Raw genomic sequence first — 25,675 nt, 5'->3', positions numbered from 1 at the left:
CGTAACCACTTTGCGAGGCGCTACGCAGGAACCGCATGTCATTAGCGTGGTTCGTCAGCGGGTATGGCATTATCGCATCGGGTCAGTCCAGGGAGGCAAAATGAACAGAAAAACATTTCCGAGAGGCGGGCCGCGAGAGAAGTTACTGAAGCATGGCGTAAGCGAATTAACCGATGAAGAACTTCTGGCGCTTTTTCTCCGTATCGGCAGGCCAGGCATTCCGGTAATGCGGCTGGCATGCGATTTACTTAACCATTTTGGCTCGCTTTACTGGTTGCTGTCGGCGGATTACCGGCAGTTTGCGTCTGTCAGCGGTATTGGCGTCGCGACATATGCCCAGTTCAAAGCGATTGCCGAGCTGGCCCGCCGCTACAGCCACGCCGGCATGGCGCTTGAGGATGCGTCGCTGCTCGATACCAGTGCCACAAAAGCATTTCTACAAAGCCAGCTGGGTTGCGAGGAAAGGGAGGTATTTATGGTCATTTTTCTCGATAATCAGAACCATATGATTAAGGCGCAAAGAATGTTTTCCGGCACGCTACGCCATGTGGAAGTGCATCCACGCGAGATCGTCCGTGAGGCGATTAAAATAAACGCAGCGGCAGTTATCCTTTCTCATAACCATCCTTCAGGGCGGGCTGAACCGAGCGCTGCAGACAAAATGATTACCGAGCGCGTAGTAAAAACGTGTAATATCATGGACATTCGCGTGCATGACCATATAGTTATTGGCCGCGGCGAATGCGTTTCGTTTGCCGAGCGTGGGTGGATTTAGCACAGAACACGCGATCCTGTGGGATCTTTATCTGTTCGGGACTTGAGCGTCAGGCCCCGGCAGCGTATACTACGCCACCTTTGAGAATCTCGGGTTTGGCATTTGGGCCTGGCAAAGCGGATTCACATTGAGAACCCGCCAGGGACCAGGCTTGTAGCCTGACGAGGCGCCAATACCCTATACGAAGCTCGAGCTAATTTGATTTTTGGAGAATAGACATGTCCCGAGTCTGCCAAGTTACTGGCAAGCGTCCGGTGACCGGTAATAACCGTTCCCACGCACTGAACGCGACTAAACGCCGTTTCCTGCCGAACCTGCACTCTCACCGTTTCTGGGTTGAGAGCGAAAAGCGTTTTGTTACTCTTCGTGTATCTGCTAAAGGTATGCGTATTATTGATAAAAAAGGCATTGATGTTGTTCTTTCTGAACTGCGTGCCCGTGGCGAGAAGTACTAAGGAGCTAAATCATGGCTAAAGGTATTCGCGAGAAAATCAAGCTGGTTTCTTCTGCTGGTACTGGTCACTTCTATACCACTACGAAGAACAAACGTACTAAGCCGGAAAAACTGGAACTGAAAAAGTTCGATCCAGTTGTTCGTCAGCACGTTATTTACAAAGAAGCTAAAATTAAATAATTTTAGATTCCTTGTACAAAAACCCCGCACTCGCGGGGTTTTTTGTTTTCTGCCAGCCCCCATATCATTCTCAGTCTGAAATAGTCCAACGCGAGAACATCTATGCCTGAATTACCTGAGGTGGAGACCAGTCGTCGCGGTATTGAGCCGCACCTGGTTGGCGAAACCATTCTTCACGCTGTGGTACGCAACGGCCGCCTGCGCTGGCCGGTATCTGATGAAATTCATGCCCTGAGTGATAAGCCGGTACTCAGCGTGCAACGGCGCGCCAAATATCTTCTGCTGGAGCTGCCGGACGGCTGGATTATTATCCACCTTGGCATGTCGGGCAGCCTGCGCGTGCTGCCGGAAGAGATGCCGGCGCAGAAGCACGACCATGTGGATTTGGTGATGAGTAACGGCAAAGTGCTGCGCTATACCGATCCACGCCGCTTTGGCGCCTGGCTCTGGACCCGTGAGCTGGAAGGTCATAATGTCCTGGCGCACCTGGGGCCGGAGCCGCTGAGCGAAGCGTTTACCGGCGACTACCTGCACCAGAAAAATGCGAAAAAGAAAACGGCGATTAAACCCTGGCTGATGGATAACAAGCTGGTGGTTGGGGTGGGGAATATCTATGCCAGCGAATCGCTGTTTGCGGCCGGTATCCATCCTGACCGGCTGGCCTCATCGCTGTCTGCGGCGGAGTGTGAACTGCTGGTACAGGCGATCAAAGCGGTACTGATCCGCTCCATCGAGCAGGGCGGCACTACGCTGCGCGATTTTCTCCAGAGCGATGGGAAGCCGGGTTATTTCGCCCAGCAGCTGCAGGTGTATGGACGGGAAGGGGAGCCGTGCCGGGTGTGTGCGACGCCGGTAGTGGCAAGTAAACACGGGCAGCGCAGCACCTACTATTGCCGCCGCTGCCAGCGCTGATTACTGGAGCTTTTCCAGCAGCGCCCGGTGAACCTGTGCCGGAAGAAAATGCGCGACATCGCCCTGATGACGCGCGACTTCTTTTACCAGGCTCGATGAAATAAACGACCACTCTTTCGACGGCATCAGGAATACGCTTTCCAGCTCCGGCATTAAATGGCGGTTCATGTGCGCGAGCTGCATTTCATATTCGAAATCCGCTACCGCCCGCAGACCGCGGATAAGAATGCTGGCGTTTTGAGTACGGGCAAAGTTTGCCATCAGATCGCTGAAGCCGACCACCTCGACCTGAGGCAGATGCGCAGTGGCGGCCTGCGACAGCGCAACGCGTTCTTCCAGGCTGAACATCGGCTTTTTACTCGGGCTGGCGGCAATCGCCATGATCACCGTATCAAACATTTCCGCTGCGCGGGTGATGATATCCAGATGTCCGTTGGTGATGGGATCAAAGGTTCCCGGGTAGATGGCGCGTCTGTGCATGGCGTACCTCAGTGCGTCTTCGGTGGAAGATAAGGCTCAAGCAACTGGAGCAGACGCTGCAGCGCGCCCTGATTCTGATATAGCACCTCGACGGCGTGGCGACCATGATAGTTGCGATAATCTTCGTCGTTGAGCAGCGATGCCACCGCTTTCACCAGCGAGGCTTCGTCCGTTACCGTAATCAGCCCGTTAGCTTCATCGAGGCGCGCACAAATATCTTTGAAGTTAAACGTGTGCGGACCCATCAGCACGGGAATAGCGTGTGCAGCCGGTTCAAGCGGATTATGACCGCCGCGTTCGACCAGCGAGCCGCCGACAAACGCCAGATCGGCAATGCCGTACAGCAGCATCAGTTCGCCCATCGTATCGCCAACCACCACCTGCGTACTGCCAGACGGCACTTCACCGGATGAGCGGGTGGTATAGCTGAGCCCGGCATCGCGCACCAGATTAATGGCATCCGGGAAACGTTCCGGATGACGCGGCACCAGAATCAGCAGCAGTTCAGGAAATTCTTTCAGCAGCGCCTGATGCGCAGCCACCACAATACTCTCTTCACCTTCGTGGGTGCTGGTTGCAATCCACACCGGGCGGTGCGGTGCCCACTGGCGACGCAGCGTTAACGCTTTGGATGCCAGCTGCGGCGTCACGGAAATATCAAACTTCAGACTGCCGGTGACCGTAAGCTGTGCGCGTTGTGCGCCGAGAACGATGAAACGCTCCCCGTCCTCTTCATTCTGCGCGGCAATCAGCGTGATACGGCGCAGCAGCGTACGCACAAATTTGCCTAATTTGGCGTAACCTGCGGCGGAACGCGCGGAAAGACGTGCATTGGCAATAACCAGGGGGATACGACGCTGATGCAGGGCGGCAACAAGGTTGGGCCACAGCTCGGTTTCCATAATCAACACCAGTTTCGGATCGATTTTATCGAGGAAACGAGCCAGCGCATCGGGCAGATCGTAGGGCAGATAAACGTGCTGAACATCGCTGCCGAAAGCTGACATCACGCGCTCTGACCCGGTTGGCGTCATGGTGGTCACGGTAATCGGCAATGAAGGGTAGCGATGACGCAGGGCGCGTACCAGCGGGATGGCAGCGAGCGTCTCGCCCACCGACACAGAGTGCAGCATTATCCCGCCCGCTTTAAGTTTCAGCGATGCCGGATAGTATCCGTAACGTTCGCCCCAGCGTTTGCGGTATGCCGGTGCTTTACGACCACGCACCCAGAGCCGTATCCAGATAACAGGCTGAATGAGATAGAGCAGTGCGGTGTAAAGCGATTGCAGCATGGGCATAGGGACTGGTTATGAATGTGAAAGGATTCTATGTATTTAGCAGGGGCTTTACCATTACTTTTACCTGACTTGAAGGGCGTAGGGTCAGGTATATGATGTAACCTGTTGTATTTAAACGTTATCTATTGATTTTTATGGGTAATTTTTAGAAATTCAACTCACAGTAGATTTCGTCTGCAGATAGAGCTTAAGAACAGTAAAAATAAACCGTAGCTAAACACATGATAGATCGGAAGTTTTGCATAAGCGCCGAAAAGCATTCAATTCGGATTGTCGGGCAACTGATGGTACAATCGTAGACAATATTTATTAAGGTGCCAGCGCGCCTGCTGCCACCGCCACGCCTGTTTCCGTGCACCGGATATGAACAACCAAGAGCTGATTGTGAATAAGCAATTTAAACGAATTCTCGTCATCAAAATGCGCTTTCATGGGGATATGTTGCTGACCACGCCGGTGATCAGCACGCTTAAACAGCGCTACCCCGATGCGAAAGTAGATGTGTTGTTGTATCAGGATACGATGCCCATTCTTTCTGAAAACCCGGAGATCAATGCGCTCCACGGGATCAAGAATCGCGGCACCGGAACGCGGGCGAAAATCGCCAATTTTGTGCATCTGCTGAAGACGTTACGGGCCAGCCATTACGATCTGGTCGTTAACCTGACTGACCAGTGGATTGTCGCGCTGCTGGTGCGAGGCCTGCAGGCTGAAACTAAAATCACGCAGGATTTTGCCCAACGTCAGTCGCGCTTCTGGAAAAACAGCTTCACCCATCTGGCACCCTATACGGGCGATCATGTGGTCGAGCGTAACCTGTCAGTGCTGCGTCCGCTGGGCATCAACGACTTTTACACTGACACCACCATGAGCTATCGCCCCGAGCATTGGGAAACCATGCGTGCCCGGCTGGATGCGCTAGAGGTGGGTGAACACTACGTAGTGATCCAGCCGACGGCTCGCCAGCTGTTTAAGTGCTGGGACGATGACAAATTTGCTCAGGTGATCGATGCTCTGCACGCGCGGGGTTATGAAGTGGTGCTGACTTCCGGTCCTGGCGCAGACGACTTAGCCTGCGTGAATAACATTGCTCGTCAGTGTCAGACCGCGCCCGTGACGGAACTTGCAGGCAAAACCAGCTTCCCGCAGCTCGCTGCGCTTATCGATCGTGCCGCGCTGTTTATCGGTGTCGATTCAGCGCCAATGCACATTGCCGCCGCGGTGAAAACGCCGATTATTTGTCTGTTCGGCGCCACTGACCATGTGTTCTGGCGGCCCTGGAGCGATAATGCCATCCAGTTCTGGGCCGGGAATTATCAGGCGATGCCGAAACGCGCTGAGCTCGACCGTAATAAAAAGTATCTGTCCGTCATTCCGGCAGCCGACGTGATCCAGGCAACCGAAACGCTGTTACCCGATACGTTTGCGCCGATCGGTTCTGCACAGGGCAACGCATCATGATTATTGCCTTTTGCCTGTTTAAATACTTCCCCTTCGGCGGCTTGCAGCGCGACTTTATGCGCGTGGCGCGCACCATCGCGGCACGCGGGCACCAGGTGCGGGTCTATGCCCAGTCCTGGGAGGGCGAATGCCCGGCCGAGTTTGAGCTGATCCTGCTGCCGGTGAAGTCCCGCACCAATCACGGACGCAACGCCGAGTATTACGCACAGGTGCAGGCGCACATGAAATCGCATCCGGTCGCGCGCGTAGTGGGCTTCAACAAAATGCCCGGCCTCGACGTCTACTATGCTGCCGACGTCTGCTATGCCGAAAAAGTGGCGAAAGAGAAGGGCTTCTTTTATCGCCTGACATCACGCTACAAACATTTTGCTGCCTTTGAGCGCGCCACCTTCGAGAAAGGGGCAAAAACACAACTTCTGATGCTGACCGACCGGCAGATTGCTGATTTCCAGAAGCATTATCATACCGAGCCGGAGCGCTTTCATATTTTGCCGCCGGGCATTTACCCGGACCGCAAATACGATCAGCAGATCCCCGACAGCCGCCGCATCTATCGCGAGAAAAATGGCATTTCCCAGGACGCCTTTTTTATACTGCAGGTCGGCTCGGACTTCAGCCGTAAAGGCGTTGACCGCACGATTGAAGCGATGGCAGCGCTGCCGGTTGAGCAGCGGAACCGTAGCGTGCTGCTGGTCGTTGGGCAGGACAAACCGGGCCGCTTCGCCGCGCTGGCGGAAAAGCGCGGCATCGGTAAACAGGTGCAGTTTTTTAAAGGTCGCAACGACGTCGCCGAGTTAATGGCTGCGGCAGACGTGCTGATGCATCCGGCATATCAGGAAGCCGCCGGCATTGTGCTGCTGGAGGCATTAACCGCTGGTTTGCCGGTGATTACCACGGACGTCTGCGGTTACGCGCCGCACATTGCCCGGTCAGGCGCAGGCGTGGTCATCCCTGAACCGTACAATCAGCAGACGCTCAACGCGACGCTGGCTGGCTGCCACTCAGCGCAGCTCAAGGAATGGGGAACGCTGGCACGTCACTATGCTGACCGCGAAGATCTCTACAGCCTGCCGGAAAAGGCAGCCGATATTATTTTAGGTGGCACCCATGGTTGAACTGAAAGAGCCACTCGCCACGCGCTGGCGTGGAAAAGACGCGTTTGCGGAAGTGGAAAAACTGCACGGCGACGTATTTCGCGCGCTGGAGACCCGCCGCACGCTGCGTTTTGAAGTGGATGGCAAAGGCTATTTCCTGAAACTGCACTACGGCACCACGCTGAAAGAAGTGGTGAAAAACCTGCTGTCGCTGCGTATGCCGGTGCTGGGTGCCGATCGCGAGTGGAATGCCATTCACCGACTGAAAGCGCTGGGCGTGGATACCATGACCGGTATCGGCTTCGGTGAGAAAGGCTGGAACCCGATTCGCCGTACGTCATTTATCATCACCGAAGATTTGGCGCCGACCATCAGCCTGGAAGATTACTGCGCCGACTGGGCAATAACGCCTCCGGAACCGGCGCTTAAACGCATGATCATTCGCCGCGTGGCGACCATGGTGCGTGAGATGCACCGCGGCGGCGTAAACCATCGCGACTGCTACCTCTGCCATTTCCTGCTGCACCTGCCGTTCGAGGGTGACGAGTCGATGCTGAAAATTTCTGTGATTGACCTGCACCGTGCACAGATCCGTCAGCATGTACCGCAGCGCTGGCGCGATAAAGACTTGATTGGGCTGTACTTCTCCTCACTGAATATCGGCCTGACGCAGCGCGATATCTACCGCTTCCTGCGGATCTATTTCCAGCAGCCGCTGCGCACCATTCTGGCGCAGGAAGGGACGTTCTTTGCTAAAGCGGAAGCCAAAGCGGAACGTATTCGCGAGCGCACCGTGCGTCGTAAGTTGTGAAGCGAGAGTCGAGGATGAAGAAAATAGCGTTTGTCGGCGAGGCGGTGTCTGGTTTTGGCGGCATGGAGACGGTAATCGGAAACGTCATTCAGGCGTTTCGGGCAGATACGCCGTCGGTAATGAGCAAGATGTTCTTTTTCTGCCGCAAAGACCAGATGGATAAAGGCTGGCTGAACGGCATCGATGCGGCCTACTCTTTTTCCAGTAATAAGCTCGGCTTTTTGCGTCGGGCTAAACATATCCGTGCTTTCGCTCGCTGGCTGCAGCATGAACAGCCGGATGTGGTTATCTGTATTGATGTCATCTCTTGCCTGCTGGCGAACCGCGCGCGCATTAAAAGCGGGCTGACGTTCCCCATTTTTGCCTGGCCGCACTTCTCGCTTGATCATAAGAAGCATGCTGAATATGTCACCTGGGCCGATTATCACCTGGCGATCAGCAGCGGCATCAAGCAGCAGATGATGGCCCGCGGCGTACCGGAATCCCGTATCAACGTCATTTTTAATCCGGTCGCCCCCAAAGACACCATCATCCCAATGCCGGCCCCGGGTGACGTGCCGACGTTCCTGTATGTGGGGCGCATGAAGTTTGAAGGGCAGAAGCGGATTAAAGATCTGCTTGATGGTATGGCCGTGCTGGAAGGGCCGTGGAAATTACACGTCATTGGTGACGGCTCCGATTTTGCACAGTGCCAGCGCTACGGCCGCGAGAAAGGAATCGATGAGCGCATAACCTGGCATGGCTGGCAGGCAGATCCGTGGGCACTGGTGCGCAATGAGATCAAAACGGTATCGGCGCTGCTGCTAACGTCATCATTCGAAGGGTTTCCAATGACGCTGCTGGAGGCGATGTCCTGGGGCATTTACTGTATCAGCTCGGATTGTATGTCTGGCCCGGCAGATATGATTAGTGACAGCCAAAACGGCCGTCTCTATCCGCCAGGCGATGTCTCGGCGTTGACCGCTGTGCTGCAGCAGTTTATTAGCGCCCCGCCTGAGGTGGATCCGGTCGCTATCCAGCAATCCATTCATCGCTTTTATACTGACGTCTACTTTGAAAAGATAAAAGCTATCCTGCATCACGCCACCGAGAAGAGTGTTCAATGAGCCAGCAATATTTCAATGACAGCAATGTGATTAAGTCGGTAATGGATTTTAACTATACCGGCGATTGCACGGCTGAACCTTTTATCATTGCTTACGGCATCGATAAAAACTTTCTCTATGGTTGCGGGATATCCATTGCCTCTATCCTGCTGACAAACCCCGGCGTGCCGCTTGAGTTTCACGTTTTCACTGATTTTTTCAGCGATGAAGATCGCAGCCGCTTCGAGGCGTTAGCAAAACAGTACGGCACGCGCATTGTGGTCAGCATGATTGACTGCGAGAAGCTTAAATCGCTGCCAAGCACCCGAAACTGGACCTACGCGACCTATTTCCGTTTCATTATTGCTGACCACTTTGCGGGTAAAACCGAAAAAGTGCTTTATCTTGACGCGGACATTGCCTGCCAGGGCAGCATTCAGGAGCTGGTTGATCTGCGTTTTACCGACGAGGAAATTGCCGCGGTGGTCGTAGAAGGGAATACCAACTGGTGGCAAAAACGCGCCGTCAGCCTTGATACGCCTGGACTGAAAAACGGCTATTTCAATGCCGGTTTTTTGCTGATGAATATCGAGAAATGGGCCGAAGAAGGTATTTCCACTAAGGCTATCAACATGTTACGTGACCCGGCCGTGGTGAGTAAAATTACCCACCTCGATCAGGACGTGCTGAATATGCTACTGGTAGGGAAAGCCCGCTACGTAGATAAAAAATTCAATACGCAGTTCAGCATCAACTATGAACTGAAAGAGCAGGTGGTTAATCCGGTTGATGATTCCACGGTATTTATTCATTACATCGGGCCAACTAAACCCTGGCACGTCTGGGCAACTTATCCGGTTTCCCACGCGTTTTTAAACGCGAAGCAGCACTCGCCGTGGCAGCGCGATGCACTGCTCAGCCCGGCAAATGCTAATCAGTGGCGCTATGCTGCTAAACATTACTTTAAACAGAAAAAATATCTCGCTGGTGTGTCCGGCTATCTCAACTATTTCATGCATAAAGTGAAATAGGTCGGGGGCATCAGCCGCAGGGCAATTCATGATTTATAAAACTAAAACCAAAGATTTTGTCGTCTACGTCAAAGATAACGATGCCTTTTTCAAAGGCATCTTTAATGACTTTTTGCAGTATCGCCTCAATATCCTCAAGGTGTTCAGAAGCATCGAAGACACTAAAGTCGTGCTGATAGATACCCCACGCGGTAAGTACGTTCTGAAGGTATTCGCGCCAAAAGATAAAAAATTTGAGCGCGTGGCCAAGTCGTTCGTTAAGGGTGATTACTACTACACGCTGTTAAAACAAACCGACCGCGTGATTAGTGAAGGGCTGCGTTTCCCGAACGATTTCTATCTACTGGCCGAGCGTAAAATTTTTAACTATGCCAGTTTGTTCGTGATGATTATCGAGTACGTCGAAGGGGTTGAGTTAGGCGATCTGGATGAGCTTAATGACGACGTGCGTGCTGAAATTGCGGATAAAATGCAGCAGTTGCATCAGCATAATATGATTTCCGGCGACCCCCACAAGGGCAATTTTATTCTGTCGGCCGACGGGATCCGCATTATCGATCTTTCCGGTAAAACCCCGAACGCCAATCGTAAGGCAAAAGACCGCATCGATATGGAGCGTCACCTGGGCATTGAGAATGAACTCAAAGACCTCGGTTACTATTCCGTGGTGTATAAAAAGCGCATGCGCCTGAAGATCAAGCGCATCAAGCAGCGCCTGAAGCTCAGCAAATAATCGTAACCAGGGTAATGAATAAGTATGGCAGAGAACACTATTTACATTACTGAGGCGGAGATCGGGACGCTCATCGGGCAAAAAACGTCCCCCGATGCCATCATTTTTCTTTCCGGACCAACATCATTAAAAACGCCGCTGTCGGTGCTCAAAGCGAATGATGTCATCACTGTAAATGGCTCTGCCCGCTACTTGCTGGATAACGGGGTTGCCCCCTTTATTTACGTGCTTACCGACTCACGCTTCCTGATCCAGCGTCGCGATGACTTTTACGAATTTTCAAAAAGCAGTCGCTTTACTATCGTCAACCGCGATGTCTACGAAGATGCTTCTGAAGAAGATAAACGCTATCTGGAGCAGCACTGCTTTATTATTCGACCGTTATACAAACGTGAAAAGGGCGGCGTATTTAAAAAGCTGAGTCTGCACTGGCAGGCGTCACGCAATCCGCATATTCATGTACGCGTACCGCTTTCTAAACGCAAGCGGCTGGTGGGCTTTAGTACTCGTATTAGCGATGGGTACTGCTCCTGCCATACTATTGCCTTTACCGCGCTGCAAATTGCCTATTCACTGCATTATGAGCGTATTGTTTTCTCCGGGCTCGATCTTACCGGGGCCTGCACACGCTTTTATGATGAAAGTAATAACCCGATGCCTTCGGAGCTGAGTAAAGATTTAGGGAAGATTCTGCCGTTTTTCGCGTTTGCGCAGGAAGTGGTTGGAGATTTGAACGTATATAACTTGTCGGAAGATACGGCAGTGGATTACCGCATCATTCCGCATATAACCCCGGATGTGTTATCAGGTTATATTCCTGCCTGAAGAAAGCTGCGGTTGCGTTAATGCAACCGCACGCTTATCAGACCTGTTTTTGCTTTGCTCGCAGCGCCAGCGCAATACCCAGTAATACACCAAGGTTGGATATATTTACTGTTTCAAAAGCGCCGCGCACAATAAGATTCCCTAACAGGATCAGCCCAAGCGTTAGCCAGGCATTGCGTATAACCTCATCTGAGCGCTTATAACCGCGAACGGCTTCACGGCCCAGTGAAATTAACAGATACCATAGAGCAACCAGCCCAAATATACCGGCGGCGTACCACGTAGCTAGCGTCAGGTTATGCGGCCCAATAGCTTTCTTAAATATCCACTGTGGGTAATCTTTGATGCGCTCATTGTAAACGCGGTAGAAGATGTCATCCCCAAATCCGTAACCCTTCACCGGATTCTCCATGATCAAATCAACCGCAGAGCCCTGAGTACCATTTCCATAGCGGCCACTGCTGGAGGTTTGCTGCATTTTATTGAAAAGCTTTGCAAAATGACCCGGATCGTAATGGTGGGAGGCTGTAAAAAAGAGAGCCACGGCCGCAAGCGCCAGTGCTGGCAGCTTCCATTCACGTTTAACGGCTGCCCAAACTACTGACATGACGAGGATCGCCAGCCAGGTGCCACGTTGCATAGTGCCGATAATCATCAACGCAGTGATTATACCCAGCGCGAAAAATATTACTTTGTTACGGTATCCCTTCAGCGTCCAGAGATAAAGCAGAGCAGGGGACATAAAAATCAGCGCATCCGATTTATATTTATGCTCGAACTGGGTAAAAGGCATAATGCCGCGATGATATTCGTCGACATACTGAAAAAGATCAGCGATAGCCAGAGGGATTATTGCAATAATGAGCGCATAGATAAAGGTTCTGGCTACATCGTCTTTAGATTCATTGAATAGCACAATCGGGATGATGAGCGCGATAACTACCAGTTTTTCAAAAACTGAATTTGCTGCTTTATCAATACTATAGCTGGGATCAATAGAAATAATAATGGAATAAATTATCGCTGCCAGAAAGATTAACAGTGCTGTGGTAAGGTTATTTTTGAACAGATTTATAATGGCGCCGCGATGCTTCACGATATAGGTGATTGCTGTAATATAAAGCAATGCCGATACAATATGCTTATAACGCGTCACGCCGTCTAAAAAATATAAAATAATATAAAGGCTAACTAATCCCCGGTTCCACAATGACTGCCAGTTCTGCTCCCGCTGCTGGCTCAATTGATCTAAAACCATTCTTTCTCCAAACGACTTCAAGTGCATCATCTTAATGTATTGCTATTCAGAGCTTCTAAAACAGTACTGGCGTGAAGATCTGCCAGTTGTTTTGACGGTGAACAACACGCAACCTGGTTCTTCCCGTAACCGCCAATCAAACCCGGATCCGTCGGGCCATAGAGCGTGATATTCGGACGATCCAGGGCAGCCGTCAGATGGCTTAAGCCGGTATCAACCGAGACCACGAATTTTGCGCCTGCCAGCACGCGGGCTACCTGTTCAAGGCTCATGCGCGGCAGGACATCCACATATTCAAACCCTTCAGCCAGCCGCCGGGCGCGCGCTTCTTCATGAGGTGCGCCCCAGGGCAACTTGATGCGCAAACCGCTGTCAGCGAGCAGCGCGATAAGCTCACGCCAGTGCGCTTCCGGCCAGTGCTTGTCATCCCGTGTGGTGGCATGCAGGAATACGGCATAGGGCACGCCGTTATCATCGGCAGCGTTCAGGAAATGCTGAGCGATAGCGTAATCTCCCTGCGCGTCAGGACGAGCATAGCCGAGGCTTCTGGCAAACAGCTCACGGGTGCGTTCCACGGCGTGCTGCGCTTTGGGAATGGCGTGGCGGCGATTATAAAACAGGCTGGCCAGCGGCTCGCGCGCGCTGTGCCAGTCCATACCATGCTTTACGCCCTCTGCCAGTCGCGTTACCAGCGCAGCGCTTTTCACCAGCCCCTGGGCATCAATCACCGCATCATACTTCACCGTGCGCAACGCGGCGCGAAACGCCTGACGCTCTGCCTTTACCGGCGCGGAGAACCACGCTTTACGCCAGCGGCGTATCGCCACTGGCAGCACGCGTTCGACCGCCGGATGCCATGATGGGATCTGCGCAAACCCCTCTTCAACCACCCAGTCAAAACGAATCCCCGGGATCGCCTGCATGGCATCGGTGAGCGCGGGCAGCGTATGGAGTACATCGCCCATCGACGACGTTTTAACAATCAATACCCGCATCGTTTACGCTTCCTGCTCAAGCAGCAACGGATGCAGTTCTTCCAGAACGCGCTGCGGAGTAATGTCGATAAGACTCTGGTGATAGCCTTCGGCGGCATCGCCTTTACGCACCTTGTGATAGCCGGTAATCAGGCGGATGACGCGCGCTTTATGCGACAGCGGCGGCGTAAAGTCCGGGCTGCTTGGCCCGTAAAGGGCGACCAGCGGGCGCTCCAGCGCAGCGGCAACGTGCATCAGGCCGGAATCGTTGGTGACCATTGCGTCGCAGGCGGCGATCAGCACGACAGCCTGCTCCAGCGCGGTTTCCCCTGCCAGATTGCGGCACCACGCCTGCTGCTCTGTGGTCAGCGCGGCGAGGATTTCGTTGCCGGCATCGTGATCTTTCGCCGAGCCGAACAGCACAACCTGATAGCCTTCATCAATAAGTTCAGCGGCCAGGGCGGCGTAATGATAGTGTGGCCAGCGTTTTGCCGGACCGAACTCTGCGCCAGGGCAGAAGCCGATCAGGCGGCGTTCGTCGGAAAGCCCAAAGGTTTTACGCATCTGGACGCACTCATCCGCGCTGACCTGCAGTTTCGGCCACAGCAGCGGCTGCGGCAGATCTTTCGCGCTCTGCATTACCCCTTTGTCATACGCCAGCGCCACATAGCGCTCAACCATCAGCGGCCAGGCCTGTTTATCCAGCGTTCGCGCATCGTTGAGCAGGCCATAACGCATCTCGCCGCGCCAGCCGGTGCGCACCGGGATCCCGGCGAAGAAGGGAATTAACGCAGATTTGAACGAGCCGGGTAGCACATACGCGCGGTCATAGTGACGATCGCGCAGGCTGCGGCCGAGACGGCGACGCTCGCCGAGCGCCAGCGCTCCGTGGCCCAGCGGCATTGGGATCGCCTCGTTCACTTCCGGCATACGCGCCAGCAGCGGACGGCACCACGCGGGTGCCATTACGTCAATCACGGCCTGAGGAAAGCGCGCCCGGAGCGTGCGATAGAGACTTTGCGACATCATCATGTCGCCCACCCATGACGGGCCAATCACCAGAATCTTCATGCGCTGTGCTTACGCGTCACGGTTCAGCCAGGCCATGTACTCCGCCACGCCTTCGGCGACGGTTTTAAACGGCTTATCGTAACCCGCCGCGCGCAGTTTCGTGGTATCTGCCTGGGTGAACGCCTGATAGCGGCCTTTCAGTTTTTCCGGGAACGGAATGTATTCGAGGGTGCCTTTCTGGTGGAAGGCCAGCGCGGCGTCTGCGACCGCCTGGAAGGACTCGGCGCGACCGGTACCGCAGTTGAAGATGCCGGATACGCCGTTCTGCCAGAACCACAGGTTTACCGCCGCCACATCGCCGACATAGATGAAGTCGCGCTTAAAGCCGTCGCTGCCTTCAAACAGTTTCGGGCTTTCGCCATTATTCAGCTGGGTGTTGAGGTGGAACGCGACGCTCGCCATGCTGCCTTTGTGGCCTTCGCGCGGCCCGTAGACGTTAAAGTAGCGGAAGCCGACGATCTGGGAATTGGCTTCCGGCAGGATCTGGCGCACGTACTCGTCAAACAGGAACTTGGAGTAGCCGTAAACATTGAGCGGCTGCTCATATTCGCGGGATTCGATAAAGTCGCTGGTGCGGCCGCCGTAGGTTGCCGCTGAAGAAGCGTAAAGGAACGGAATTTCACGCTCCAGACAGTAGTGCAGCACCTCTTTGGAGTACTGATAGTTGTTATCCATCATGTACTTGCCGTCCCACTCGGTGGTGGACGAGCAGGCACCTTCATGGAAGATCGCTTCGATGTCGCCAAACTCTTCACCCGCCATTACCTGAATTAAGAAATCTTCTTTATCCATGTAATCAGCAATATTTAAATCCACCAGGTTGACGAATTTGGTGCCGTCTTTGAGGTTGTCTACCACCAGAATGTCGGTGATACCCATATCATTCAGAGACTTAACAATGTTGCTGCCGATGAAGCCGGCACCGCCGGTAACAATGATCATAAGCGTAACCTTCAATACATGACGACCTGAGACGATCTCAGGCACTACTGTTTCTTATCATACCATTTCCCTGTTTTATTGACCCTCACAATGTCAGGCAGGTTCCTTTGCCTCGTGATTTATGCTGCAAAAACGAGAATCTGTGAATCGTCATCTCGTATCAGGTTCTACCTTCAGGTAATAATACGTGCCGAAATTTGCCAGTCTGGAGAATCGCAATGCGAGGGGATTTTTACCAACAGTTGTCTGCCGACCTTGATACTGCAAGGGCGGAAGGGTTGTTTAAAGAAGAGCGCATTATCACATCGGCGCAGCAGGCCGACATCACGGTGGCGGATGGCAGCCACGTTATCAATTTCTGCGCCAATAACTATCTCGGTCTGGCGAACCATCCGGAGCTGATCGCCGCGGCGAAAGCAGGGATGGACAGCCACGGTTTTGGCATGGCCTCCGTGCGCTTTATCTGCGGCACCCAGGACAGCCACAAGCAGCTGGAACAGAAGCTGGCTGAGTTTCTCGGCATGGAAGACGCAATTCTCTACTCCTCGTGCTTCGATGCAAATGGCGGGCTGTTTGAGACTCTGCTCGGCCCGGAAGATGCCATTATCTCCGATGCCCTGAACCATGCCTCGATCATTGACGGCGTGCGCCTGTGTAAGGCGAAGCGTTATCGCTATGCCAACAACGATATGCAGGAGCTGGAAGCGCGTCTGAAAGAAGCTCGTGAAGCCGGTGCGCGTCACGTGATGATCGCTACCGACGGCGTGTTCTCGATGGATGGCGTGATCGCCAACCTGAAAGGCGTCTGCGATCTGGCGGACCAGTACGATGCGCTGGTGATGGTCGATGACTCACACGCCGTGGGCTTCGTGGGTGAAAACGGTCGCGGCACCCATGAATACTGCGAGGTGATGGGCCGGGTCGATATTATCACCGGTACGCTCGGTAAAGCGCTGGGCGGGGCGTCTGGCGGCTACACCGCCGGGCGTAAAGAGGTGGTGGAGTGGCTGCGTCAGCGCTCGCGTCCGTATCTCTTCTCTAACTCGCTGGCACCGGCCATCGTCGCCGCGTCTATCAAGGTGCTGGAGATGCTGGCGTCCGGCGCGGAACTGCGCACCCGCCTGTGGGATAACGCGCGCCTGTTCCGTGAAAAAATGTCAGCCGCAGGTTTTACGCTCGCCGGTGCCGATCACGCCATTATTCCGGTGATGCTGGGGGATGCCGCCGTCGCGCAGCAGTTTGCGCGCGAGTTGCAGAAAGAGGGAATTTACGTTACCGGGTTCTTCTACCCGGTGGTGCCGAAAGGCCAGGCGCGTATTCGCACCCAGATGTCGGCAGCGCATACGCCTGAACAGATTGAACGTGCAGTCGATGCGTTTATCCGCATCGGTAAACAGTTAAATGTGATTGCCTGAGGGCGTGGAATGAAAGCATTAGCGAAACTGAAAGCGGAAGAAGGCATCTGGATGACCGATGCGCCGAAACCGGAAGTCGGGCATAACGATCTGCTGATTAAAATCCGCAAGTCCGCCATCTGCGGCACGGATGTGCATATCTATAACTGGGATGAATGGTCTCAGAAAACCATTCCGGTGCCGATGGTGGTCGGACACGAATACGTGGGCGAAGTGGTCGGCATTGGTCAGGAAGTGAAAGGCTTTGCCATTGGCGATCGCGTTTCCGGTGAAGGCCATATCACCTGCGGCCACTGTCGCAACTGCCGCGGCGGACGTACTCACCTGTGCCGCAACACCGTGGGCGTGGGTGTTAACCGTCCGGGCAGCTTTGCCGAATATCTGGTGATCCCGGCGTTCAACGCCTTCAAAATTCCTGACAATATTTCCGACGATCTGGCTGCGATTTTTGACCCGTTCGGCAATGCGGTACATACCGCGCTCTCCTTCGACCTGGTCGGGGAAGACGTGCTGGTGGCGGGTGCAGGCCCAATTGGCATTATGGCGGCGGCGGTGGCAAAACACGTCGGCGCGCGTAATGTGGTGATCACTGACGTCAACGAATACCGCCTTGAACTGGCGCGTAAAATGGGCGTCACCCGTGCGGTTAACGTGGCGCATGAAAATCTGCATGATGTGATGAACGAGCTGGGCATGACCGAAGGCTTTGACGTTGGGCTGGAGATGTCCGGCGCGCCGCCGGCGTTCCGCACCATGCTGGATACCATGAACCACGGCGGGCGTATCGCGCTGCTGGGTATTCCGCCGTCGGATATGGCCATTGACTGGAATAAAGTCATCTTCAAGGGGCTGTTTATCAAAGGGATTTATGGCCGCGAGATGTTTGAAACCTGGTACAAAATGGCTGCGCTTATTCAGTCCGGGTTGGATCTGACGCCGCTAATCACGCACCACTTCCCGATTGATGACTTCCAGAAGGGGTTCGATGCCATGCGCTCGGGCCAGTCTGGGAAAGTTATTCTTAACTGGAATTAACAAAAAGGGCCGGCTTTCGGCCCTTTTGCTGTTTGTATTAACGAGTTAGCACAGCATTTTATCTCGAATTTATCTCGAATAGTTTATGCAATTATTCCAGGGCTTTTCTGATAATTAAATAAAAAAGAGTAATCTTAATTTCGAGGAGTAATTCGTAAATTATTGTCAATGTCATAAATACTACTTAATTGCGCTTTACTCTGATGGAGAGGCCTTCCGGCAGGCTTTATGATGAGTCATAACGCGTGATGTCATCAGCAGGTTTTAATTATTAGTGGGCGTTATTTAATTAATGCGGAGCCTTGCGTGAGAAATAAATCCTCAGACGACAAAACTTTCTCACTTAATAATTCTCTAAGGTTAAGCAGATAAAACATAACGTCATCAAACTGGTAAAACCGGATAATAAATATTTATGAATGATAGCCCGAAACTCAGTGTCATTATTCCACTGTACAACGCTGCGGAACACTTCCCGGCCTGCATGGATTCTTTGCTTGCGCAAACCTGGACGGCGCTTGAAATCATCATCGTAAACGACGGATCGACCGATAATTCAGCCGAAATAGCGCAGGCTTACGCCGACGCTCATCCGAATATCCGCGTGCTCCACCAGGCGAATGCCGGTGCATCGGTCGCCCGCAACCGTGGGCTGGACGTAGCGACCGGAGAATACGTGGCCTTTGTCGACGCCGACGATCTGCTCTATCCGCGCATGTATGAAACTCTGATGGGCATGGCGCTGCAAGACGATCTCGATGTAGCGCAGTGCAATGCCGACTGGAGCGATCGCACTTCCGGTCATACCTGGCTCTCAATCCCTACAGACCGTCTTACGTCCACTGGCGTACTGACCGGGCCGGAGTGGCTGCGTAAAGCGCTGGCGACGCGCCGCTGGACGCATGTGGTATGGATGGGGGTTTATCGCCTGAGCCTTATTCGTGAGCTGAATCTGAAATTCGTTCCCGGCCTGCACCATCAGGATATTGTCTGGACGACAGAATTTATGTTTAACGCCCGTCGCGCGCGTTATACCCAGGAGGCGTATTATAAATATTTCCTCCATAATCAGTCCGTTAGTCGTTTAAAGCGTCAGGGCGCGAAGAACGCACATTATCAGCGTCACTATATTAAAATCACCCGCCTGTTAGATAAGCTGAATAATGATTTCGCCGCTAATATCCCCATTTATCCAGAGTTCCGCGAGCAGGTTACTCGCGAGGCACTGCGCGTTTGCCACGCGGTGCGCAAAGAAAAGGATCCAGACATCAAACAGGTTATTATTGCCGATATTTTCTCGTCGGGAATGTATAAGCGCATGATGAAAAACGTACGCAGCCTGAAACTGGGTTATCAGGCCGTACTCTGGTCATATCGTCTCAATAGCTGGCGCGATAAGCGTATCGCTGCCCGGCGCACCGCGCGACGCCCGATCCGCGTACGCTAAAACGACAAACGGCCCCGCAGGGCCGTTTTTTTTGCTACGTGCATTAGCTCTGTTTGTTACCCCAGCCTTTCCACTGGTGCTCCAGGTATTTCACCAGCGCACTCTGTCCAATGCTTTCACTTAACACCGCAAAGAAACGTCCGGCATAGACCGGCTCCAGCGGCTGCTTCGGCTTGCAAAGCTGTACCCCTTTGAACGGATTGCGCGGTGTGGGCTGCGGCGTCTGCGCCGGCGGTTGCTGGTTTGGCGTGGAGGTATCGACCTGCGGCTCGTTCAGCAGACTGCTCGGCGCGACCAGCGTGATATCAGCCGGCAGGTTATAAATCATCTGCTGCAACACGCGCACCGTGGAAGGGTGAGGGTGGCCGATCGCAATGGCCGAACCGTTACGCCGCGCCAGGGCGACAGCACGATTGAACTGCGCGCGAATATCCGCCTCGTTCTGGGTATCGTCGAGGAACACTTTGCGCTTGATGACCTTTACGCCGGTGCCTGCCGCCGCACGCATCGACTGGCTGTTGCCGATGGTCATGCTGTCGAGAAAGTAGAGGTTATAGCGGCTCAGACCCTGCATCACCTTCTGCATCCCAAACAGGCTGGACGTCATGGCGCTGCCCATATGGTTGTTCAACCCCACGGCATGCGGCACTTTCGCCACCGCGTCGCTGATGATGCGATCGATTTCGTTGCTGCTCATGTCCGGGCGCAGGGTATCTTTTTCCAGCGGCTGCTTACTGAGCGGTGCCATTGGCAAATGAATGAGTACTTCATGTCCGCCCTGGTGTGCTTTGGTCGCCATTTCATGGGCGTGGGGCGCATTGGGAAGCACGGCAACGGAAACGGCGGCGGGAAGGGCGAGAATATGATTTTCGTTCTGCGGGCGATAGCCGAAATCATCGATAACGATAGCGAGCTTGCCTGCAAAAACCGGAGGGATCAGCAGCACTGAACTGACGACGGCGACAAAAAGGTGACGAAAATGAGGCAAAACTTATCTTCCCAGCCATGGTTGCGGATTAACTGCCTGTCCCTGACGACGGATTTCGAAATAGAGTGATGGTCTACCCTGTCCACCGCTGCTACCGACAAGCGCGATTGGCTGGCCTGCGCGAACCTGAGTTCCAACGTTGACCAGCGCACTCTGGTTGTAACCGTAGAGGCTCATATCGCCTTTACCGTGTTCCACGACCACTACCAGCCCATACCCCTGCAGCCAGTCGGCGAGGATCACGCGTCCGTCAGCAATGGCTTTCACTTCCGTGCCCTCTGACGCACCGATCACAATCCCTTTCCAACGTAGCTCACCCTGGAGCTGTTCGCCATAGCGATGCAGCAATGACCCCCGGACGGGCCAGTACGCCTGACCGCGCGGCGATCCGAGACCGCCGGTGCGCGACATAAGTGAGCGCTCGCTTTCAGTTGGCTTATAGGTAGTGCCTTTACGCGTCGCCTCTTTCTGACGATTACGTACTTTCTCCGCTTCCTGCGCTTCGCGTTGCGCCCGGGCTTTTGCCGCGGCTTCGGCGCGGGCAATACGATCCCGCAGACGCGATTCGTTGGCGCGCAGCTCACTCAGCTGTTGCTGGCCCTGCTGAATAGAGGATTCAAGGCTGGAAAGGGTTTTTCTGCGCTCGGCCCGCGCCTGCTCAAGCTTTGCCTGCTGCGCTTTTTGTTCGTAAAGCAGCGTTTGCTGTTGGGTTTGCTTCCCCTCCAGCTCGCGCTTTTGCGCGTCCACTTCTTCACGCGTCTGCTTCAGTTGGGCGATGGTTTCCTGGCGCGCTTCGTTGAGGTAACCGAAATAGGCCTGTAACCGTTGGCCGCGCTGGCTCTCTTCACCGCTGAGGATGAGCTGCAGGCCGGTGTGCTGGCCCTGACGAAACGCGGCATCAAGTTGGGCGGCGAGATTACTCTCCTGCACGGCTTTTTGCTTCTCAAGCTTCGCGACCGAGGCATTCAGCTCTGCCACCTGGGCATTAAGCTGTTTCAACGTTGCTTCGGTTTCCCGCAGCTGACGGCTGGCCGCTGCGATAGCCTGGTCCTGGGATTTGAGCTGTTCCTGTAGCTTTCCGCGCTGCTGCTGCTGCTGGCGGACGGCACGCTCTTTTTCCGCGATGTCCTGCTGAATAGATTTGAGCTGATCGCGATCGTCAGCGTGGGCGGGAATGGCGCACAGCAATACGCCAGCGCTGAGTGCGCTGGCGTAGATCAGAGGCCTGACGGAAAACCGGTTCGCTTTCGTGGCCCATGTTATTGATAAAATCGCCTTTCCCCTCATACGAGGGATTATTCCACGATGAACAGCGCCTTACCAGTCATCTCTTGCGGGATTTCCTCACCCATCAGGGCCAGCATGGTGGGTGCGATATCGGACAGCTTGCCGCCTTCCACCGCCCGAACGCCTTTCTTGCCAACATAGATCAGCGGAACCGGCAGGTTGGTGTGCGCGGTATGCGCCTGGCCGGTAGCCGGATCGCGCATCTGCTCGGCGTTGCCATGATCGGCGGTAATGAGTAACTGCCCACCAACCGACTGGACAGCATCAACCACCTGCGCGATGCAGGCATCCAGCGCCTCTACTGCTTTTACCGCTGCCTCCAGCACGCCGGTGTGACCCACCATATCGCCATTCGGATAGTTACAGATGATGGCGTCGTAGCTCCCACCCTTGATAGCGGCAACCAGTTTTTCCGTCAGTTCGGCCGAACTCATTTCCGGCTGCAGGTCGTAGGTCGCAACGTCAGGAGACTGGATCAGGATACGGTCTTCCCCCGGGAACGAGGCTTCAACGCCGCCGTTAAAGAAGAAGGTGACGTGAGCATATTTCTCGGTTTCGGAAATACGCAGCTGGGTTTTGTTACGTTTCGCCATCCACTCGCCAAAGGTATTGACCAGCGCGGTGGGCGGATAGGCGCAGGAAGCGTTGATGTCTGCGGCGTATTCAGAAAGCATCACGAAGTCCGCCAGCTTCACTACTTTTTTACGCGCAAAGCCATCGAAGTCAGCGTTCACAAACGCGCGGGTAATTTGGCGTGCGCGGTCGGCGCGGAAGTTCATGAAAATCAGCACGTCGCCATCCTGCATGGCAGCGTCGGATTCGCCTGCAGCGCGCAGCACCGTCGGTTTGACGAACTCATCGTTTTCATCGCGCGCGTAGGCAGCATTCAGCGCCTCGATCGCGCTATCTGCGGTGAATGCGCCTTTCGCCTGGGTCAGCAGATCGTAAGCCAGCTCAACGCGATCCCAGCGGTTATCGCGGTCCATGGCGTAGTAGCGACCGATCAGGGAAGCGATACGCCCTTTACCGAGCTGTGCGAATTTATCCGTAAAGCGCTGAAGCGACGATGCGGCGCTGCGCGGCGGCGTATCACGCCCGTCGAGGAACGCGTGCAGATAGATTTTCTCCGCGCCGCGCTCCGCAGCCAGTTCAACCATCGCCATGATGTGGTCTTCGTGGCTGTGAACGCCTCCAGCAGAGAGCAGGCCCATGATGTGAACGGCTTTACCCGTCGCCACGGCGCTATCTACCGCGCCCGTCAGCGCCGGATTACGGAAGAAAGTACCCTCTTTGATTTCAACATCGAGGCGGGTTAAATCCTGATACACGATGCGGCCTGCGCCGAGGTTAACGTGGCCGACCTCGGAGTTGCCCATCTGACGGTCCGGCAGACCGACTTCCAGCCCGGAGGCATCAATCAGCGTATGCGGACGCGCGGCCCACAGCTGGTGCATTACCGGCGTTTTCGCCTGGGAAATTGCGTTATCCTGCTGCTCTTCCCGATAGCCGTAGCCATCGAGGATCACCAGCACCATAGGTTTTTTAGAAGCCGACATTGCACTACCTCTGCGCTCAAAAGGGAAAAAATTGGCGTAACTTTACTACAGCACTTTTTGGCGCATAGCCGCAGGAGATCAAAGAAACGCGCCGCAGGGCAAGGTGCCCGACAAAGGACAGCGTATTTTTTCGTAACGCGCCGCAGAAAATGCATATCCTGTCGCTCTTTGGCTGTAATTAACACAACGCGCAGGTATACTCCTCACCTGGTTTTTTCACTTAGTCGGGAGTCATTACCCCCCATGCAAGAAATTATGCAATTCGTTGGCCGTCATCCCATACTTAGTATCGCGTGGATTGCGTTACTGGCGGCGGTGATTTACACCACATTCAAAGGCCTCACCTCTAAGGTGAAGACCATCACCCGTGGTGAAGCAACGCACCTGATCAACAAAGAAGACGCCGTTGTGGTTGATATTCGCCAGCGTGACGACTTCCGCAAGGGCCATATCGCCAGCGCCATCAACCTGCTGCCGAACGATATTAAAAACGGTAGCCTGGGCGAGCTTGAGAAGCACAAAGCCAACCCCATTATTGTTGTTGATGCCAGCGGTATGTCCGCGAACGACGCGGCAACGGCGCTGCATAAAGCCGGTTTCGAGCGCGTATCCGTGCTGAAAGAAGGCGTTGCCGGCTGGAGTGGTGAAAACCTGCCGCTGGTTCGCGGCAAGTAATAAAACAACAGAGGTACAGTCATGGCCAATATTGAAATCTATACCAAAGTCACCTGCCCTTACTGCCACCGTGCGAAAGCGCTGCTGGACAGCAAAGGCGTGACGTACGAAGAGTTCCGCATTGACGGTGACGCTTCAAAACGGGAAGAGATGATTAAACGTAGTGGCCGTACGACGGTGCCGCAGATTTTCATTGATGCGCAGCACATTGGCGGTTGCGATGACTTACATGCGCTGGATGCGCGTGGCGGGCTCGATCCACTGCTGCGATAAAACCGGCCGTCAGGCACTTTTAAGGATATAAATAAAGGGTTTACCTATGTCAGAACAAAACAGCACAGAGATGGCGTTCCAGATTCAGCGTGTCTATACCAAGGATATCTCTTTTGAAGCACCGAACGCTCCGCAGGTGTTCCAGAAGGACTGGCAGCCGGAAGTGAAACTGGACCTGGATACCGCGTCCAACCAGCTGGGAGAAGACGTTTACGAAGTTATGCTGCGCGTGACCGTGACGGCGACCGTTGAAGGTGATACCGCATTCCTGTGCGAAGTGCAGCAGGCTGGCATCTTTACCGTTGGCGGTATCGAAGGTACCCAGCTGGCGCACTGCCTGGGTGCGTACTGCCCGAACATTCTGTTCCCGTATGCCCGTGAATGCATCACTAACCTGGTATCACGCGGCACCTTCCCGCAGCTGAACCTTGCGCCGGTTAACTTTGATGCGCTGTTCATGAACTATCTGCAACAGCAATCAGGCGAAGGTGCGCAAGAACATCAGGATGCCTGATGAACGCCATTAACGCTTCAATGACAGTCATCGGTGCCGGCTCGTACGGCACCGCTCTTGCCATTACGCTGGCAAGAAATGGTCACCAGGTCGTACTCTGGGGCCACTCTCCTGAACATATCGCTACGCTGCAGGCCGATCGCTGCAACGCCGCGTTTCTCCCTGACGTTCCGTTCCCTGACTCTCTCCATCTGGAAAGCTCGCTTGCCGCCGCGCTGGCTGCCAGCCGCGATATTCTGGTGGTGGTGCCGAGCCATGTGTTCGGTAAGGTGCTGCAGCAGATTAAACCACTGATGCGCCCCGATGCCCGCATCGTCTGGGCGACCAAAGGGCTTGAGGCTGAGACCGGCCGTCTGCTGCAGGACGTCGCGCGTGAAGTTCTGGGCGACGCTATTCCGCTGGCGGTCATTTCCGGACCGACGTTTGCTAAAGAGCTGGCCGCCGGGCTGCCGACCGCCATTGCACTGGCCGCGACCGACAACACCTTTGCCGAGGATCTGCAGCAGCTGCTGCACTGCGGTAAAAGCTTCCGCGTGTACAGCAACCCCGATTTTATCGGCGTTCAGCTGGGCGGCGCGGTGAAAAACGTTATCGCTATCGGTGCCGGCATGTCTGATGGCATCGGTTTTGGCGCGAACGCGCGTACCGCGTTGATTACCCGCGGTCTTGCCGAGATGTCGCGTCTGGGCAGCGCTCTGGGTGCCGATCCCACTACCTTCATGGGGATGGCGGGTCTTGGCGATCTGGTACTTACCTGTACCGACAACCAGTCCCGCAACCGCCGCTTTGGCATGAAGCTGGGGCAGGGGATGGACGTGGACACCGCCCAGCAGGAAATCGGCCAGGTGGTTGAAGGCTATCGCAATACCAAAGAAGTTCGGGAGCTGGCGGCGCGTTACGGCGTTGAAATGCCAATAACCGAGGAAATTTATCAGGTATTGTATTGCGGAAAAAACGCGCGCGAGGCAGCATTAACGCTGTTTGGCCGAACACGTAAGGATGAGCGCAGCGCACAGTAACGCGCGCTTCTGCCTGTCGCCGCGCTAAACCAGGCGGCGCACGTCGTCGTCATAACCCGTAGTGCTCGCGTACCGGTAACCT

At 54.4% G+C, this 25,675-nt stretch carries 27 protein-coding genes; 18 read left to right on the top strand and 9 right to left on the bottom strand.

What is annotated here, in order from left to right:
• Positions 1-100: 100 nt before the first annotated feature.
• The 4 genes from radC to mutM all read left to right on the top strand — a co-directional run bounded on the left by radC (position 101) and on the right by mutM (position 2,321).
• Positions 101-775, top strand: coding sequence for a RadC family protein (gene radC / locus KFZ77_RS18495; RefSeq protein ID WP_264385016.1), 675 nt, complete (start codon positions 101-103; stop codon positions 773-775).
• A 218-nt stretch (positions 776-993) separates the two neighbouring features.
• Entirely contained in the window at positions 994-1,230 is a 237-nt protein-coding gene (gene rpmB, locus KFZ77_RS18490; protein ID WP_031523259.1) for a 50S ribosomal protein L28, read from the top strand.
• An 11-nt stretch (positions 1,231-1,241) separates the two neighbouring features.
• Positions 1,242-1,409: a 50S ribosomal protein L33 gene (gene rpmG / locus KFZ77_RS18485; RefSeq protein WP_001051798.1), complete on the top strand. Its 168-nt coding sequence runs from the start codon at positions 1,242-1,244 to the stop codon at positions 1,407-1,409.
• 102 nt (positions 1,410-1,511) lie between these two features.
• Positions 1,512-2,321 (top strand): bifunctional DNA-formamidopyrimidine glycosylase/DNA-(apurinic or apyrimidinic site) lyase, encoded by an 810-nt coding sequence (gene mutM, locus KFZ77_RS18480; RefSeq protein ID WP_031523261.1) that lies wholly within the window; start codon positions 1,512-1,514, stop codon positions 2,319-2,321.
• On the opposite strand, the gene coaD is transcribed toward mutM, so the two are convergent.
• Both coaD and waaA read right to left on the bottom strand, forming a co-directional pair.
• A complete protein-coding gene (gene coaD, locus KFZ77_RS18475; protein WP_264385015.1) occupies positions 2,322-2,801 on the bottom strand; it encodes a pantetheine-phosphate adenylyltransferase in 480 nt (159 codons plus the stop codon).
• Positions 2,802-2,809: 8 nt separating this feature from the next.
• Positions 2,810-4,093: a lipid IV(A) 3-deoxy-D-manno-octulosonic acid transferase gene (gene waaA, locus KFZ77_RS18470; RefSeq protein ID WP_031523265.1), complete on the bottom strand. Its 1,284-nt coding sequence runs from the start codon at positions 4,091-4,093 to the stop codon at positions 2,810-2,812.
• Positions 4,094-4,483: 390 nt separating this feature from the next.
• On the opposite strand from waaA, the gene rfaQ reads away from it, so the two are divergent.
• Genes rfaQ through waaZ form a run of 7 tightly spaced genes read left to right on the top strand, consistent with a single transcriptional unit; the run spans position 4,484 to position 11,139 of the window.
• Positions 4,484-5,560, top strand: coding sequence for a lipopolysaccharide core heptosyltransferase RfaQ (gene rfaQ / locus KFZ77_RS18465; RefSeq protein WP_264385014.1), 1,077 nt, complete (start codon positions 4,484-4,486; stop codon positions 5,558-5,560).
• The gene (locus tag KFZ77_RS18460; RefSeq protein ID WP_264385013.1) at positions 5,557-6,675 is read left to right on the top strand and encodes a glycosyltransferase family 4 protein; all 1,119 of its coding nucleotides are present in this window, start codon (positions 5,557-5,559) and stop codon (positions 6,673-6,675) included. Before rfaQ ends, KFZ77_RS18460 begins: the two co-directional genes overlap by 4 nt.
• Entirely contained in the window at positions 6,668-7,465 is a 798-nt protein-coding gene (rfaP, locus tag KFZ77_RS18455) for a lipopolysaccharide core heptose(I) kinase RfaP (RefSeq protein WP_264385012.1), read from the top strand. The genes KFZ77_RS18460 and rfaP overlap by 8 nt, the downstream gene beginning before the upstream one ends.
• A gap of 14 nt (positions 7,466-7,479) precedes the next feature.
• A complete protein-coding gene (gene waaB, locus KFZ77_RS18450) occupies positions 7,480-8,571 on the top strand; it encodes a lipopolysaccharide 1,6-galactosyltransferase (RefSeq protein WP_264385011.1) in 1,092 nt (363 codons plus the stop codon).
• Positions 8,568-9,581: a lipopolysaccharide 3-alpha-galactosyltransferase gene (gene waaO, locus KFZ77_RS18445; RefSeq protein ID WP_264385010.1), complete on the top strand. Its 1,014-nt coding sequence runs from the start codon at positions 8,568-8,570 to the stop codon at positions 9,579-9,581. Before waaB ends, waaO begins: the two co-directional genes overlap by 4 nt.
• 28 nt (positions 9,582-9,609) lie before the next feature.
• Positions 9,610-10,314: a lipopolysaccharide core heptose(II) kinase RfaY gene (gene rfaY / locus KFZ77_RS18440; RefSeq protein WP_264385009.1), complete on the top strand. Its 705-nt coding sequence runs from the start codon at positions 9,610-9,612 to the stop codon at positions 10,312-10,314.
• Positions 10,315-10,338: 24 nt separating this feature from the next.
• Positions 10,339-11,139, top strand: coding sequence for a 3-deoxy-D-manno-oct-2-ulosonate III transferase WaaZ (waaZ, locus tag KFZ77_RS18435; protein WP_264385008.1), 801 nt, complete (start codon positions 10,339-10,341; stop codon positions 11,137-11,139).
• 37 nt (positions 11,140-11,176) lie between these two features.
• Here the strand turns inward: waaZ and rfaL are convergent, their stop codons facing one another.
• Genes rfaL through rfaD form a run of 4 tightly spaced genes read right to left on the bottom strand, consistent with a single transcriptional unit; the run spans position 11,177 to position 15,384 of the window.
• Complete coding sequence (rfaL, locus tag KFZ77_RS18430) at positions 11,177-12,397, bottom strand: O-antigen ligase RfaL (RefSeq protein WP_264385007.1); 1,221 nt, start codon at positions 12,395-12,397, stop codon at positions 11,177-11,179.
• A gap of 26 nt (positions 12,398-12,423) precedes the next feature.
• The gene (rfaC, locus tag KFZ77_RS18425) at positions 12,424-13,392 is read right to left on the bottom strand and encodes a lipopolysaccharide heptosyltransferase RfaC (RefSeq protein WP_264385006.1); all 969 of its coding nucleotides are present in this window, start codon (positions 13,390-13,392) and stop codon (positions 12,424-12,426) included.
• A gap of 3 nt (positions 13,393-13,395) precedes the next feature.
• Entirely contained in the window at positions 13,396-14,442 is a 1,047-nt protein-coding gene (gene rfaF / locus KFZ77_RS18420) for an ADP-heptose--LPS heptosyltransferase RfaF (protein ID WP_264385005.1), read from the bottom strand.
• Positions 14,443-14,451: 9 nt separating this feature from the next.
• Positions 14,452-15,384, bottom strand: a complete 933-nt coding sequence (gene rfaD / locus KFZ77_RS18415) for an ADP-glyceromanno-heptose 6-epimerase (protein WP_031523284.1) — start codon at positions 15,382-15,384, stop codon at positions 14,452-14,454.
• Between the two features lie 218 nt (positions 15,385-15,602).
• Here rfaD and kbl point away from each other — a divergent pair, with 218 nt between their 5' ends.
• From kbl to KFZ77_RS18400, 3 genes are all read left to right on the top strand, one after another.
• Positions 15,603-16,799, top strand: coding sequence for a glycine C-acetyltransferase (gene kbl, locus KFZ77_RS18410; RefSeq protein WP_264385004.1), 1,197 nt, complete (start codon positions 15,603-15,605; stop codon positions 16,797-16,799).
• Positions 16,800-16,808: 9 nt separating this feature from the next.
• Positions 16,809-17,834 carry an L-threonine 3-dehydrogenase gene (tdh, locus tag KFZ77_RS18405; RefSeq protein WP_031523287.1) on the top strand — a complete coding sequence of 342 codons (1,026 nt, stop codon included), beginning with the start codon at positions 16,809-16,811 and terminating at the stop codon, positions 17,832-17,834.
• Between the two features lie 415 nt (positions 17,835-18,249).
• Complete coding sequence (locus tag KFZ77_RS18400; protein WP_264385003.1) at positions 18,250-19,281, top strand: glycosyltransferase; 1,032 nt, start codon at positions 18,250-18,252, stop codon at positions 19,279-19,281.
• Positions 19,282-19,324: 43 nt separating this feature from the next.
• On the opposite strand, the gene KFZ77_RS18395 is transcribed toward KFZ77_RS18400, so the two are convergent.
• From KFZ77_RS18395 to gpmM, 3 genes are read right to left on the bottom strand one after another with little or no spacing between them, the layout of a single operon-like run.
• Positions 19,325-20,269: a divergent polysaccharide deacetylase family protein gene (locus KFZ77_RS18395; RefSeq protein WP_264385002.1), complete on the bottom strand. Its 945-nt coding sequence runs from the start codon at positions 20,267-20,269 to the stop codon at positions 19,325-19,327.
• Between the two features lie 3 nt (positions 20,270-20,272).
• On the bottom strand, positions 20,273-21,532 hold the full coding sequence (gene envC / locus KFZ77_RS18390; protein WP_236633876.1) for a murein hydrolase activator EnvC: 1,260 nt from the start codon (positions 21,530-21,532) through the stop codon (positions 20,273-20,275).
• Between the two features lie 32 nt (positions 21,533-21,564).
• Entirely contained in the window at positions 21,565-23,112 is a 1,548-nt protein-coding gene (gene gpmM / locus KFZ77_RS18385) for a 2,3-bisphosphoglycerate-independent phosphoglycerate mutase (RefSeq protein WP_264385001.1), read from the bottom strand.
• Between the two features lie 243 nt (positions 23,113-23,355).
• Between gpmM and KFZ77_RS18380 the strand changes: the two genes are divergently transcribed.
• Genes KFZ77_RS18380 through gpsA form a run of 4 tightly spaced genes read left to right on the top strand, consistent with a single transcriptional unit; the run spans position 23,356 to position 25,593 of the window.
• Positions 23,356-23,787: a rhodanese-like domain-containing protein gene (locus KFZ77_RS18380; RefSeq protein ID WP_264385000.1), complete on the top strand. Its 432-nt coding sequence runs from the start codon at positions 23,356-23,358 to the stop codon at positions 23,785-23,787.
• 21 nt (positions 23,788-23,808) lie between these two features.
• Complete coding sequence (gene grxC / locus KFZ77_RS18375) at positions 23,809-24,060, top strand: glutaredoxin 3 (RefSeq protein ID WP_031523298.1); 252 nt, start codon at positions 23,809-23,811, stop codon at positions 24,058-24,060.
• A 46-nt stretch (positions 24,061-24,106) separates the two neighbouring features.
• Positions 24,107-24,574: a protein-export chaperone SecB gene (secB, locus tag KFZ77_RS18370; RefSeq protein ID WP_264384999.1), complete on the top strand. Its 468-nt coding sequence runs from the start codon at positions 24,107-24,109 to the stop codon at positions 24,572-24,574.
• Entirely contained in the window at positions 24,574-25,593 is a 1,020-nt protein-coding gene (gene gpsA, locus KFZ77_RS18365; protein ID WP_264384998.1) for an NAD(P)H-dependent glycerol-3-phosphate dehydrogenase, read from the top strand. Before secB ends, gpsA begins: the two co-directional genes overlap by 1 nt.
• Positions 25,594-25,675 lie beyond the last annotated feature (82 nt).

It is taken from the genome of Siccibacter colletis, assembly GCF_025914095.1.
Lineage (GTDB): Bacteria > Pseudomonadota > Gammaproteobacteria > Enterobacterales > Enterobacteriaceae > Siccibacter > Siccibacter colletis.
The sequence above is the reverse complement of the archived record's forward strand: the minus strand, read 5'-3'. Positions and strand labels throughout refer to the sequence as shown.